Source organism: Niallia sp. Sow4_A1 (genome assembly GCF_052116745.1).
Taxonomy (GTDB): Bacteria; Bacillota; Bacilli; order Bacillales; family Cytobacillaceae; genus Niallia; species Niallia hominis.
On sequence record NZ_JBQKKM010000056.1, the window covers coordinates 14,603 to 28,448 of the forward strand.

Annotated in this window: 12 protein-coding genes; 1 reads left to right on the plus strand and 11 read right to left on the minus strand. The window is 36.5% G+C overall.

Features of this window, described 5'->3' with window-relative positions:
- Positions 1 to 131 precede the first annotated feature (131 nt).
- The 11 genes from ACTQ5K_RS21905 to yfmF all read right to left on the minus strand — a co-directional run bounded on the left by ACTQ5K_RS21905 (position 132) and on the right by yfmF (position 12,375).
- A complete protein-coding gene (locus tag ACTQ5K_RS21905) occupies positions 132 to 929 on the minus strand; it encodes a TIGR00282 family metallophosphoesterase (RefSeq protein WP_031534615.1) in 798 nt (265 codons plus the stop codon).
- A gap of 144 nt (positions 930 to 1,073) precedes the next feature.
- On the minus strand, positions 1,074 to 2,645 hold the full coding sequence (gene rny, locus ACTQ5K_RS21910) for a ribonuclease Y (RefSeq protein ID WP_235247713.1): 1,572 nt from the start codon (positions 2,643 to 2,645) through the stop codon (positions 1,074 to 1,076).
- 572 nt (positions 2,646 to 3,217) lie between these two features.
- Positions 3,218 to 4,261 carry a recombinase RecA gene (gene recA, locus ACTQ5K_RS21915; protein WP_031534612.1) on the minus strand — a complete coding sequence of 348 codons (1,044 nt, stop codon included), beginning with the start codon at positions 4,259 to 4,261 and terminating at the stop codon, positions 3,218 to 3,220.
- A 201-nt stretch (positions 4,262 to 4,462) separates the two neighbouring features.
- A complete protein-coding gene (locus tag ACTQ5K_RS21920) occupies positions 4,463 to 5,701 on the minus strand; it encodes a competence/damage-inducible protein A (protein ID WP_441994292.1) in 1,239 nt (412 codons plus the stop codon).
- A 99-nt stretch (positions 5,702 to 5,800) separates the two neighbouring features.
- Positions 5,801 to 6,379 (minus strand): CDP-diacylglycerol--glycerol-3-phosphate 3-phosphatidyltransferase, encoded by a 579-nt coding sequence (pgsA, locus tag ACTQ5K_RS21925; protein WP_441130813.1) that lies wholly within the window; start codon positions 6,377 to 6,379, stop codon positions 5,801 to 5,803.
- 116 nt (positions 6,380 to 6,495) lie between these two features.
- A complete protein-coding gene (locus tag ACTQ5K_RS21930; RefSeq protein WP_031534607.1) occupies positions 6,496 to 7,383 on the minus strand; it encodes a helix-turn-helix domain-containing protein in 888 nt (295 codons plus the stop codon).
- A 19-nt stretch (positions 7,384 to 7,402) separates the two neighbouring features.
- Positions 7,403 to 8,194 carry a DUF3388 domain-containing protein gene (locus ACTQ5K_RS21935; protein WP_441130815.1) on the minus strand — a complete coding sequence of 264 codons (792 nt, stop codon included), beginning with the start codon at positions 8,192 to 8,194 and terminating at the stop codon, positions 7,403 to 7,405.
- A gap of 459 nt (positions 8,195 to 8,653) precedes the next feature.
- Positions 8,654 to 8,911, minus strand: coding sequence for a DUF3243 domain-containing protein (locus ACTQ5K_RS21940; RefSeq protein ID WP_031534605.1), 258 nt, complete (start codon positions 8,909 to 8,911; stop codon positions 8,654 to 8,656).
- Between the two features lie 93 nt (positions 8,912 to 9,004).
- Positions 9,005 to 9,727, minus strand: a complete 723-nt coding sequence (ymfI, locus tag ACTQ5K_RS21945) for an elongation factor P 5-aminopentanone reductase (protein ID WP_031534603.1) — start codon at positions 9,725 to 9,727, stop codon at positions 9,005 to 9,007.
- An 84-nt stretch (positions 9,728 to 9,811) separates the two neighbouring features.
- A complete protein-coding gene (gene yfmH, locus ACTQ5K_RS21950) occupies positions 9,812 to 11,095 on the minus strand; it encodes an EF-P 5-aminopentanol modification-associated protein YfmH (RefSeq protein ID WP_441994288.1) in 1,284 nt (427 codons plus the stop codon).
- Entirely contained in the window at positions 11,095 to 12,375 is a 1,281-nt protein-coding gene (yfmF, locus tag ACTQ5K_RS21955; protein WP_441994289.1) for an EF-P 5-aminopentanol modification-associated protein YfmF, read from the minus strand. The genes yfmH and yfmF overlap by 1 nt, the downstream gene beginning before the upstream one ends.
- A 614-nt stretch (positions 12,376 to 12,989) precedes the next feature.
- Here yfmF and gpmA point away from each other — a divergent pair.
- Entirely contained in the window at positions 12,990 to 13,775 is a 786-nt protein-coding gene (gene gpmA, locus ACTQ5K_RS21960; protein WP_441994291.1) for a 2,3-diphosphoglycerate-dependent phosphoglycerate mutase, read from the plus strand.
- Positions 13,776 to 13,846 lie beyond the last annotated feature (71 nt).

Here is a 13,846-nt window from a genome sequence, read left to right on the forward strand (position 1 = left end):
ATTAATGAACATATCAGGATATATATCATTCCAATGTTACTATATTCCAAGTTTAATACACATATTCCAGCTTGGACATAAAAACTTAGAAAATATTTGATTTTCAGGGAAAAAGGAAGAGCTACATTCTGTTAGGAATAAAAGGGGTGGTCCTCATTAATTAAAATGCGCTCAATTTTCTTTGCTTTACCTGTCTTCTTATCTACTTCAATCAGACATCCGCTCAGCTGAGCTCTCCCACTTTTTGGCGGCTCAAAGCGTGTTGGCAAATTCGTTAAAAAGCGATTTAGCACCAATTCTTTTTGCATACCAAGAATAGCATCATAAGGACCTGTCATGCCCACATCTGCCATAAATGCAGTCCCATTTGGAAGAATGCGATTATCAGCTGTTTGCACATGTGTATGTGTTCCAACCACCGCTGTAACCTTTCCATCTAAATACCAACCCATTGCTTGCTTTTCACTTGTTGCTTCTCCGTGAAAATCAACAAAAATTATATTTGTACGCTTTTTCGCTTCCTTCACTAAGCTATCAATTACGATAAATGGATCATCACTTGGATTCATGAAGGTACGACCTTGTAAATTAATAACAGCTACTTCCATATCATTAATTTTAACAAAAACCATCCCTTTACCAGGGTTATTTTCTGGAAAGTTAGCGGGACGCACTAAATATTTCGCCTTATCAATAAACTCAAATATCTCGCGATTATCCCATGTATGGTTCCCCATTGTTATCGCTTGAGCACCGATTTCCAGAAAGCTACGATAAATTTTCTCTGTAATACCTTTTCCGCCAGCAGCATTCTCTCCATTGATAATCGTTAACTGTGGTCTGTATTTATCCTTTAGCTTTGGTACGTACTCTTTAATCATGTCTCGGCCCATTGAACCGACAACATCCCCAATAAATAAAATATGCATATTTTTATTTCCTACTTTCTACTTTTCACTATGTAACAGTGTATCATATAATTCCTTTCGCTCCTAACGCCATTTTCCTTAAGGAACGTTTTAGTATGCCCTTCATTTTTGGAGATAAAAAAAACGGTGCAATCGCACCGTTTCTTATTTTGCATATTCAACCGCTCTTGTTTCACGAATGACCGTTACTTTTATATGACCTGGATAATCTAATTCCTCCTCGATTTTCTTACGAATATCGCGAGCTAATCGATGTGACTCTAAATCATCCACAAGATCTGGTTTCACCATGATTCGAATCTCACGTCCTGCTTGGATTGCGAATGATTTCTCTACTCCATCATAAGATTCAGAAATCTCTTCTAATTTCTCAAGTCGGCGAATATAATTTTCTAATGTTTCTCTTCGTGCTCCTGGCCTTGCAGCTGAAAGTGCGTCAGCTGCTGCTACTAGTACAGCGATAATTGAAGTTGGTTCTGTATCACCATGATGGGATGCGATACTATTGATTACAACAGGATGCTCTTTATACTTGGTAGCAAGCTCGACACCAATTTCCACATGGCTTCCTTCTACTTCATGGTCAATAGCTTTCCCAATGTCATGTAGTAGTCCAGCTCTGCGGGCAAGGGTTTGATCTTCCCCAAGTTCAGCAGCTAAAATTCCTGATAATTGAGCCACTTCCATACTATGCTTTAAGACATTTTGTCCATAGCTTGTACGGAATTTTAAACGTCCAAGAATCTTAATTAAATCTGGATGTAATCCATGAACTCCGACTTCAAACGTAGTTTGTTCCCCGATTTCACGTATATGTTCATCCACTTCCCGGCGCGCTTTATCAACCATTTCTTCAATACGAGCTGGATGGATACGCCCATCCTGAACGAGCTTATCTAACGCAAGTCTTGCAGTTTCACGTCTTATTGGATCAAAACCAGAGAGAATAACTGCTTCTGGTGTATCATCAATAATTAAATCAATTCCTGTTAATGTTTCAAGTGTTCGAATATTTCGACCTTCACGACCGATAATTCGCCCTTTCATTTCATCATTTGGAAGGTTTACAACGGAAACTGTAGTCTCTGCAACATGATCGGCCGCACAACGTTGGATTGCAAGTGACAGAATTTCTTTAGCCTTTTTATCTGCTTCTTCTTTTGCTCTAGTATCACTTTCTTTGATCATTACCGCAATATCATGAGCAACTTCTTGCTCTGTACGGTCTAAAATGATGGACTTTGCCTCTTCTCGAGTCAAGCCAGAAATGCGCTCTAGTTCTGTTTGCTGCTTGCGAACCATCTCGTCCACTTTGCTTTCCATCTCTTCCATATGCTGTTGTCTTTTATTAAGAGAATCGTCCCTCTTTTCTAAAACTGATTCACGTTTGTCTAACGCTTCTCCCTTGCGATCAAGATTTTCCTCTTTTTGCAATAAACGATTTTCTTGTTTTTGTAGTTCATTTCTTCGATCACGAACTTCTAGTTCTGCTTCACTACGAAGCTTGTGAATCTCATCCTTTGCTTCTAACAAAGCTTCTTTTTTCAATGCGTCTGCTTCACGCTTTGCATTTTCAATAATTTGTTCAGCAGTCATTGTTGCATTGCTAATTTTTGCATTAGCATTGGACTTTCGAATAAAATATACAACAAAGCCAACAACGGCAATAACGATTAGAATAAGCAAAATGGAGATGATCTTTAATAGTGGATCCATCATTTTCACCTCCTCTTGCTATCAAATTGTGTTTGTTACGATTTTAAAAGTATTGGCTTAATGTTCCTTTTTTCAATCGAAATTTTCCCTAGTCATTTTATCGTTTTCTAGGTTTTCATACTTATAAAAATGTAAAATATACAATTCAATTGTATAGTTGTACCAATTTATTGTCAAGACTTTGAACTAGTAGGATTAACCTATTTCTCATTGGCTATCTTGTTAGCCTTTTTCTCTAACAATTGCTCTATTATTCCTATATATGTATGAAATTTCTCCCTATTAAACATAATAGATTATCATATTCTAACCTATCATCCGTATTATGGTCAGAAAATAGGGTTGTTAAACCTAATTGAGTCTTTTATTCTGTATGTTTTTCTCTAGAAATCTCATTAAAATTAGGCTGTTTTCGTAAAGTTTGTTGCTATCGCCCGCAGCCTGAAACTATAATAAAATATCATCGAATAAACGATAGATTCTATTAGCTAGTCTAATCGTCACTTTATTCATAATCAATCAAAAAAAGATGGTAAAGTGGATATGCCACTATACCATCTTTTGGTAAACAATTAATCGATTAATTCAAATTGTTCTTGGTCGTCATTTTCAGGTTTTAGTGTTACTTCTTTATCTAGCCCGTAATGATCACGTATTTTCTTTTGAATTTCTAGACGCATTTCTTTGTTTTCTTTCAAGAATTGTTTTGCATTTTCACGACCTTGTCCTAATCTTTCATCATTATAGGAATACCAAGCGCCACTCTTTTGAACAATATCAAGATCTGATCCAAGATCAATAATCTCGCCTTCTTTAGAGATACCTTCTCCATACATGATATCTACTTCTGCCACTTTGAAAGGTGGTGCTACTTTATTTTTAACCACTTTGATTTTTGTTTTGTTTCCTACCATGTCTGTCCCTTGTTTTAACGTTTCAGCACGACGAACTTCTAGACGAACAGATGAATAGAATTTCAAAGCACGTCCGCCAGGAGTTGTTTCAGGGTTTCCGAACATAACTCCGACTTTTTCACGAATTTGGTTGATAAAAATAGCAATTGTTTTTGACTTATTAATTGCTCCAGATAATTTACGAAGGGCTTGTGACATTAAGCGTGCTTGAAGTCCAACATGTGAATCTCCCATTTCTCCTTCAATCTCTGCTTTTGGTACAAGTGCAGCTACAGAGTCAATTACTAATATATCAACTGCACCACTTCGAACTAAAGCCTCTGCAATTTCTAGCGCTTGCTCCCCAGTATCTGGTTGAGAAAGTAATAATTCATCGATATTAACGCCAAGCTTTTGTGCATATACTGGATCTAATGCATGCTCTGCATCAATAAATGCTGCTTGTCCGCCATTTGCCTGAACCTCAGCAATAGCATGTAGCGCTACTGTTGTTTTACCTGAACTTTCAGGACCATATATCTCAACAATACGACCTCTTGGATATCCACCAACACCTAGGGCTGCATCTAAAGCTAATGATCCACTTGGACTAGTAGAAATGACTCTATCAGCTTGTTCTCCCAGCTTCATAATACTACCTTTACCGAATTGTTTCTCTATTTGTTTTAACGCCATTTCTAATGCAGCTTGACGATCACTCAAATACGTTCTCCTCCTTATATAAAAAATGAATCTAACTAACATGATTCATTCGTTGTTTAAAAGATTATATACTTAATATACCTTTTTTCTTTTCATTTGTACAGCAAAAAATCGAACATTCATTCGTTTTTTTATTTCTAGTGGGAGAAGCACTATTCTAGTAAGACGCAAGCAAGAAACCCTTACTTCCGTCTATTTAGTCTATTGCTGCAACATTTTCAATAAAAAATATTGACCATATTTTACACTTCTAATTCGGTTACCATCTCTAGTACCACTTAGCACTAGAGCTTCCACTTTTGTCGGCTCCCCTTTTTTGGCTATCCCGATAAAAACGGTACCAACTGGATTTCCCTCGAGTTCATCTGGACCAGCAACACCTGTAAAGCTTATGCCAATATCAGCATTTAATAAGCTTGCAACATTTTCCGCTAGCTCTTTTGCACATTGTTCACTAACAACGCCATGTTCTTGTATGGTTGCCTCTTTTACATGAAGGATTTGATTCTTCACCTCATTTGTATAACAGACAACTCCTCCTTGGAAAATGTTTCCGGCACCAGGAATGCTCGTAACCTCTTGTTGAAATAAGCCACCAGTTAAGCTTTCTGCAGCAGCAAGAGTCAAGTTTTTCTTTAATAATACGTGTGCGAGTTCGTTCATTAACGTTGTGTCATCATATCCATAGAAGAATTCGCCTACTCGAGAGAATATTTCCTCTTCTGTCTTTGCAATTAATTTATCTGCTTCTTCCACTGAATCATGCTTACACGTAATACGCAATGTCACTTCCCCATCGCCTGCAAGTGGTGCAATCGTCGGGTTTGTCTGTGCATCAATTAAATCTTCAATTTTTGTTTCTAATAAAGACTCCCCAATACAAAAAAAGCGAAGCACACGCGAAATGATGACATCTTTACTTGTCATTTGCTCTTGTACCGCTGGAAATCCATATTTTACAAACATTGGCTGGATTTCTTTTGGTGGTCCAGGTAATAGCATATAAAAATGATTGTCTTTTTTCAGAAACATACCAGGAGCCATTCCATGGTCATTTGGAAGAACCTCACATCCATCTAGAACTAACGCTTGTTTTTTATTATTTTCGGTCATTGTCCGTTTTGTCTTTATAAAATAGTCTTCAATTGATTGAAGTGCAGCTTTATCAAAGACTAGCTCTTTTCCTAGATGATTTGCAATCGTTTCTTTTGTCAAGTCGTCCTTTGTCGGCCCAAGTCCTCCTGAAAAAATAAGCAATTGCGCTCTACTTTCTGCAATTTTAATCGCCTCCTTTAAACGCGCAGCATTATCTCCCACAACGGTATGATAATAAACATTTACTCCTAAGTCGGCTAAATGCTTGGAAATAAATTGGGCATTTGTATTGGCAATTTGTCCAAGCAATAATTCTGAGCCAACCGCGATAATTTCTGCATTCATCTCTTGTGCTCCCCCTTTTTGTCGCTCATAAAGAAAGGACATCATTAATAAAGCAATATTCGCTTGTAAAATCGATGTCCTCATTTTTATTCCTCTATTTTATTTGGATGAAACAAAAGCTTGTTTGTTTTTTGCAAAATAATCCCAGCCAGACCAGATTGTAAAAATCAAAGCAACCCATAGTGCAAGGATATCAAATGGCAGTGAAACAAGCTCGAAAATCATGTTATGTAGTAAAAGTGCTGATATCGCAACAATTTGCGCCCATGTTTTAATTTTTCCTAGCATATTTGCTGCGACAACTTCGCCGCCACCAGCAAGTACTAATCGCAAGCCAGTTACCGCAAATTCTCTACTGATGATAACAATAGTAATCCACGCAGGCGCCATATCTAATCCTACTAAAACAATTAGTGCAGAAGAAACTAATAATTTATCTGCTAAAGGATCTAGGAACTTCCCTAAGTCAGTTACTAGATTATATTTTCTTGCAAAGTGTCCATCAATCCAATCCGTTGTGGATGCAATAATAAAAATCAAGGCACCGATAAAATGTGTCATCGGTAAGGTAACTCCTAAAAGTGTTAGCTCTCCCCAAGAAAAATCTACTAGCATTATTACTAGAAAGACAGGGATTAATAAAATTCTTGCTACCGTAATCTTATTTGGTAAATTCATCTTACATCCTCCATTACCATGACGATCATCGCCACTTCCATAAAAATAAATTAAAACCATTAGTATTATAACCTAAATACGTTAGAATAGCGAAAAAATAGTCATCGAATGGATGACTATTCTTCTTTTACGTATTTAATGACAAGATCTTGTCTAGAGGAAGAATCACCTAACTCTAATTTCTCATCATTGACAAAAACATCTACCTGACTATTTCCGATAATGATATTAGCTTCAGTCTCTTTTGATAGATCTACTTCTTTGGTATCAGATCCATCTTTTTCAAGAATACCTTGGAAAAACGAATAGTTCTTCCCATTTTGGATATCGACCCAAACTTTTCCAGTGGAAACAAGCTTCACAACAAACTTTTCCGCATTTTCTACCTCATAAGTAGTTGTTCTTCCCTCTGTTTCTTTTTTAGTAATCTCTTGTTTTGGTTTTTCTTCCTCTTCTACCTTTTTCTCTTCTTCCTCTACTACTTTCTCTTCATCTTTATTTGCATTCTCTTCTGTTGCTTTTTCTTGTTCTTTTTCATTTAATGCATCTGATTTCATATAAACAGAATTTTGTTCCGTATCATTACTAGACTGTTTTTCTGGATCGGAATCTTTTGCATACACAAAATACCAGAACAAAAAGGCGACAGCTAAAACCAATATAGCTATAAGTATAGTTGGCAGGATATCAAGTACCTTGGAACTCGCTCCGTCTAACGATCTCCTTGAGTTCACTCTCGATAAATTTTGCGGTAACTCATCATTTGCCGTTGTCGGTACTTCCTCTTTATATTCTTCAAATAATTCTTCTGGCACCAAATCGACCGCTTCAGCGTATTGTTTGATAAATGCCCGTGTATAAAATTTACCTGGCATCATACTATAATTACCTTCTTCAATGCCAACTAAATAACGAACTTGGATTTTTGTAATCTCCTGTAATTGCTCTAATGTTAGTCCTTTTGCTTCTCTAGCTTCCTTTAATCGATTTCCTAATTCACTCAAGATAACACCTTCCAACTTACTAAAAATCAAAACCCTCGAATCCACTTTCTATGGCAAGAGCATTCTTTTTATGAACGTCATAAAGAATCTCCTCACCCTGCTCATGTCTTAGTTCAATAATATAATCAAAATCGTCTAAAGTGTATTCTGTATTATGTACAAAGGCATCAGGATGTTCTACCACTTTGATACAGGGCAGGCGCATCACTTCTCGAATTACGGCCCAATGTCGCTCATTGATTTGCTTAGAAGATACAATTCCATCAATGATAAATAAATTGTTTTCATTATATTCTCCTTGCATTAAGGAATGGCGGATTGTCTGCTTTAACAAGGTGGAGCTTACTAAAAGCCATCTTTTATTTGCACAAACACTGGCCGCAACAATAGATTCGGTTTTGCCTACACGTGGCATTCCTCTAATGCCGATTAGTTTATGACCTTCTGTTTTAAATAATTCAGCCATAAAATCTACTAACAATCCAAGCTCATAGCGAACAAATCGAAATGTCTTTTTATCATCCGCATCTCTTTGAATATACCGACCATGTCTCACCGCAAGTTTATCTCTTAAAGAAGGTTCTCTAAGCTTGATTACTTTTATTGTGTCCATAGTATAGAGAATAGATTCTAACCTTTTTATTTGTTCTTTATTTTTCGCTAACATTAATAAGCCGCGACGTCCATCGTCTACCCCATTAATCGTAATAATATTGATAGAAAGCATCCCTAGTAAAGAGGAGATATCCCCTAATAGACCAGGTCGGTTTTTTTGAATTTCGTATTCTAAATACCATTCCTTCTGTTCCAAAAAAATCCTCCTACAAATATCAAGTGAAAATTTCTAGTCTTTTAATTTCTATCATATAGGAATAGTATAAATAATCAAGAAAAAAGGGATAAAAATAGAAAAAAAGATAGACTTTTTGCAGAAAAGCTGTTTTCTAGAAAAATGGTGCTTTATTTGAGGTTTAGTGGGGATACTTTCTTCTTGCACGGTTGTGATGATGGTTGCTCTTTATAGGTGCTTTTGCTTTGGGGAATGGCTGTATTTTTACTGGTGGTTTAGACTGGATTGCTCTGTTAACTTGTGTGCTACTTTTTCTTGCTTTCAGGCTTAGAGACGCTCTCTCTGTTACCTTTCTCCCTACTTTTCTTTCTCTCGGGCTCAGAGACGGTCACTAATTCAACAAACACCATCCACCTCCTATCCCCAACAGAAAAAGCTCGATAAATATTCCTCTATTCATCGAGCTTCTTTATCACCTAATTATTTTGTTCCGTTATTATGAACTAGTTTTACCATCATATTAGCGATTGCATGTTGTTCTTGTTCATCTGCAACTGACCATAGATCAGATAGAATTTTTTCTTGTTCGTTTTTGGGTTGAACTTGATTGGATAGGTAATCTCCTATTTGAAAAGCAAGATCTCCTATTACCGCTTGGTTCATTCCCTCGTTTTCAGCATGATGAAGACGATCTGCTAAAAAGTCTTTCCATTGATCCCAATTTTCTAAGATAGACATATGAAATACTCCTTTCATTGCTTAAGTGTGCATTACATCATTATTTTGGATAGTTCCTGAAATAATATGCATGAAAAGCAATTGGAAAAAGTATTACATATGCCATCCTCCATTTAGGGAAAGAACTTGTCCTGTCATATAGGAGGATTTCTCTGATAATAAGAATGATATGCATTCTGCCACCTCTTTCGGCCTTCCTACTCTTCCCATTGGGATTTCTTCTTCGATTATTTGCATTTCCTCTGGCGAAAATGACTGAAGCATATTTGTTTCAATGGCGCCAGGCGCAACTGCATTTACCCGAATACCATTGTAGGCAAGCTCCTTGCTTAACGCCTTCACAAAGCTTATTTGTGCTCCTTTTACAGCGGAATAAGCCACTTCCATCGCAGCCCCTACCTGCCCCCATATACTTGTTATTACGATAATATTTCCACTTTGCTTTGAAAGCATTTTTGGTAATAGCTCTCTTGTTATACACATCATCGATTGAACGTGGACACTCCATAAATCCATCATTTCTTTATCCTGTAAATCTGTAAATAACCCATATGTACTAATGCCGCTAGCATGAACAATGCCATCGATTGTAAAAATATTTCCGACCATTTTCTTATAAGCGTCTGGTTGTTTTAAATCTGCTCGAATGGGAACATATTCTCCCCCATATCCTGATAACGCTGCAAGTAACTTATCCATTGCAGGTTGATTTTGATGAAAATGTAAATAAAGGGAATACCCTTCTTCAGCCAACTGTTTCGCTATTGCTTGTCCTATTCCACCAGATGCGCCCGTAACTAAAATCCATTGCCCCATTCCTTTTTTTCACTCCATATACACCCTTATTTATCTAAACAGCAACAGACACAAAGCAAGCCATCCTTTGTGTCTGCATTCCCATTATTTCGGCACTACTTGGCATGTCGTGATTCTGTCTTCCTCCAATAATTTAGTCGCCGCGTTTTTAATATCTTCTACTGTGATTTCCTCCACAGTAGGCACTACATCAAATAAATTCATCTCATTAAATGCATAGCGTGTAAATTGGTTCGCAATATATTCTGGTGAATTAATCGCACGCAAGAATGAACCAATTTTCTTTTTCTTTGTTCTTTCTAATGTCTCGCTTGTAAAATCACCTGTTTTCGCCTTCATAAGGATTTCTTTGATTGCAGCCTCTAAACGATCAGGATCACTTGTATCTCCACCAATCATCGCAAATCCAAAGCCATGTTCCTGTGTATAATCATAGGAGAAAGTATCATCAATTAAACCTTCTTGGAAAAGATTTTGATAGTTCTCTGAGCTTTCGCTGAATAGGAAATCAAGTAATAAATTGATGCTCCACTCTTGTTTCATCATTTCTTTACCTGACTGCTCCACGTCAATCCCTTTAATTCCAACAAGACATTTAGATGTATGAACGTTCATTTTTAATACTTGTTTTTCCTTATTTACATGCTTCGGTTCTTCTTCAAATTTACGTTGGATTTCGCTATGATTCGTATATTCTTTTTTCCCTTGATTTTCTTTTATTTGCGTCATATATTCTTCTGGATCAACTGGCCCCACAATGAAAAGCAACATATTGCTTGGGTGATAGAATGTATGGTAGCACTCATAAAGCATGTCTTTTGTAATATGAGAAATCGATTCAATTGTTCCGGCAATATCAATTTTCACTGGATGATTGACATACATATTTTCAATTAAACCAAAATATAGGCGCCAATCTGGATTATCATCATACATGGTTATTTCCTGACCGATTATTCCTTTTTCCTTTTCCACTGTTTTTTCCGTAAAATAAGGCTCTTGCACAAAGTTTATCAATGTTTCTAAATTATTGGCAACATTGGATGTGCTTGAGAATAAATAGGCCGTTCTTGTAAAAGAAGTAAATGCATTCGCACTTGCTCCCTGCTTGCTGAAATCTTGAAAAACATCTCCATCTTCTTTTTCAAAAAGCTTATGCTCTAAGAAATGAGCAATTCCATCAGGGACTTGTGTGAAATCAGAACCATCAAGGGGAACAAAAGTATTATCTACCGAACCATAGTTTGTTGTAAATGTACAAAATGTTTTATTAAAGCCCTTTTTCGGTAAAATATACACTTTTAGACCATTCGCTAATTTTTCATAATATAACTCTTCTTGCAATTGAGCAAATTCTATTTTTTCCATTATGCATTCCCCTCCGATCCGGTTAAGAAATAAACAGTATCCAATTCGATTTTCTTGGCAGCTTCGATAATTTCTTCTTTAGAAACTTTACTCATCTGCTGCAGCCATTCGCCCATTTCGATATATTTGTCACTTACACTATTGTGATAGAACAACTCAATCATCCCACGGGAGGTATCTAATGTTTCCAGCATTTGATTATGAATCACTGCTTTTGTCTGCATGATTTCCTGATCAGAAAACTCTCCTTTTTTCATGAGATCCAATTGTTCTTTAATAATTTTCACTGCTTTCTCGTAGTTTTGATTATCAATTCCTGACATAACTAGCAATAGACCTTTATGGCTTTCGAGACGACTTGCTGCATAATAAGCGAGGCTTTCTTTTTCTCTGACATTAATAAACAATTTTGAATGTGAGAAGCCTCCATATATGCCATTTAGTACTTGCAGCGCAAAATATTCAGGGTCCCCATAGACAATCTGAGTACGGAATCCCATATTTAATTTCCCTTGTTTAATATCCTGAACCTCGCGTACCTCCTTCACTTCTCTTGTTTCATGAGGGGTTCTGCGGTCAATGGACTTTGCGGTTCTTTCCTTAAACGGAAATAACTCTTCGATATAGGAAGCAACCTCTTCTTCATTTAGATCCCCCACCATATACAAATCTATTTGATCCTCTGCGAGTGCCTTTTGATAATAGGAATAAAGGGATTGTGGTGTAATGCTATCCACCTCTTCTTTTTCTCCATATACGCTTTGTGCATACGGTTCGTTTTCACACATTACATCAATCACACGTTGATTGGAATAACGCATTTTATCATCATAGATTGATTGAATTCTTTGCTTTAAAGCACGCTTCTCATTTTCTATAACATTTTGATCAAAACCATTGTCTGTGACATTCGGATGAAAAATAACCTCCGCTAAAAATTCCAATCCTTTTTTTAATAAAGGAGTCGGATCTGATAAAAATTTTTCATTCACAATTTCTAATGAAAACGAAACAATGTGATATTCGCCTTTTTTAGCAAGATCGATAAAAAAGGTCGCTCCATATAACTCTTCTATATAGGAACGAAGCTTTGCTGTTGTGGGATATTTCTCGGTACTATTTTGCATCACATATGGAAGAAGTGCCCGGTGTGTTACATTTTCTTTTGTTATGGGGGTTCGCCATTTCACCACAATATTGTTTGTTTTAAATTTTTCTGTCTTTACTGTATGTAATTGAAAGCCACCATACTTCGTTATTTTTTCCGATGCTACACTCATAACATACCTCCTACGTATACTTGCACTAATCATACACTACTTACTAGTATTTACTCTATTTATAAGGTTATTCTTATAAAGGAAGGATTCGTTAATTTTCCTTCCACTTATGATTCTATTTCTCTTATTTCATTTCCTCCTTTGTCGTATAGTTTAAACTCCACATAAAAATACTTTCTCTTCTGACACCAAAAAGACGCATGAAACGACTCCAACAAAAAATGACCTAAACGACCTGATTTTTTTTAGTCGGATAAAAATAAAAAAGTGGTGTTCTGCTCATCTACTAAAAGCTGTTTAGATTATGCTTACAGAGCTCGCAGCACTTTCATAGTTCATACCAAGGTACGTATCATTCCCTCTAGAATCTTTTTCAAACCTAATAATAATGCCCTATCCTTCTCCATTGGTAAAACCAACCATTTTATTTGTTTTCCTTGCTAATAATGTTTATGCAATTTGTATTTTCAACATATCATTAGAATTACATCTATTTCAACCAAAAATAAAAATACACCCATTTGATTTATTCAATGAAAAAGTTCAAAAGATTATTTATTCAAAAATAGGAAAAAAATAAAGGAAGCGAAAAAGATGAAAAGGAGATAAATGTGATGCCAAAATTAGTTTTGATTCGCCACGGGGAAAGTGTTTGGAATGTAGAAAACCGTTTTACCGGCTGGACTGATGTCGAGCTATCTGAAACGGGATTAACAGAAGCAAGAGAAGCGGGGATGATTTTAAAAAGGAATGGCTTTTACTTTGATACTGCCTTTACTTCCTATTTAAAAAGGGCTATCCGCACCCTCTGGATTATCCTTGATGAAATGGACAGTATGTGGATTCCCGTCCATAAAACATGGAAGTTAAATGAACGCCATTATGGCGCTTTACAAGGGCTTAATAAAGCAGAGACAGCGGAGAAATTTGGGGAAGAGCAAGTGCAGCAGTGGAGAAGGTCCATGGATGTTCGGCCACCTGCTCTCAGTAAAGAAGATCCTCGATACACAATCAATGATCCTCGCTATGGGCAGCTAAAAGAAGGAGAATTTCCGTTAACAGAAAATCTTGCCGATACGGAAAAACGAGTTTTAACCTATTGGGATCAAGAAATCGCCTCAATGTTAAAGAGAAACAAAAAAGTTATCATCGCTGCACATGGCAATACTATTCGGGCTATTATTCAGTATTTAGACAATGTTTCATCAGATGGCATCGCCTCTTTGAACATCCCAACAAGCATTCCCTTGGTTTATGAACTAGATGATAGCACCCTTAAGCCTATTCATCATTATTATTTAGATATGAACGGGGAAGTTCCAGCCAACGTCATTCCAAAACATATTCCAATTGAATTATTACTCAACTTTCGCACCAAAAAAATAAGTGCAAATCGTTAGTTGTATTGCGTCTATGGTCTATTAAATATGTTGCTTGACAGTGTTTAATAAAATGAAAAAACACCTCATTC

Excerpts from the sequence above, each read along its gene's own strand:
- ACTQ5K_RS21905 (WP_031534615.1), bottom strand. The coding sequence starts at position 929 with ATGCATATTTTATTTATTGGGGATGTTGTCGGTTCAATGGGCCGAGAC.
- rny (WP_235247713.1), bottom strand. The coding sequence starts at position 2,645 with ATGGATCCACTATTAAAGATCATCTCCATTTTGCTTATTCTAATCGTT.
- ACTQ5K_RS21920 (WP_441994292.1), bottom strand. The coding sequence starts at position 5,701 with ATGAATGCAGAAATTATCGCGGTTGGCTCAGAATTATTGCTTGGACAA.
- pgsA (WP_441130813.1), bottom strand. The coding sequence starts at position 6,379 with ATGAATTTACCAAATAAGATTACGGTAGCAAGAATTTTATTAATCCCT.
- ACTQ5K_RS21940 (WP_031534605.1), bottom strand. The coding sequence starts at position 8,911 with ATGTCTATCTTAGAAAATTGGGATCAATGGAAAGACTTTTTAGCAGAT.
- ymfI (WP_031534603.1), bottom strand. The coding sequence starts at position 9,727 with ATGGGGCAATGGATTTTAGTTACGGGCGCATCTGGTGGAATAGGACAA.
- yfmH (WP_441994288.1), bottom strand. The coding sequence starts at position 11,095 with ATGGAAAAAATAGAATTTGCTCAATTGCAAGAAGAGTTATATTATGAA.
- yfmF (WP_441994289.1), bottom strand. The coding sequence starts at position 12,375 with ATGAGTGTAGCATCGGAAAAAATAACGAAGTATGGTGGCTTTCAATTA.
- gpmA (WP_441994291.1), top strand. The coding sequence starts at position 12,990 with ATGCCAAAATTAGTTTTGATTCGCCACGGGGAAAGTGTTTGGAATGTA.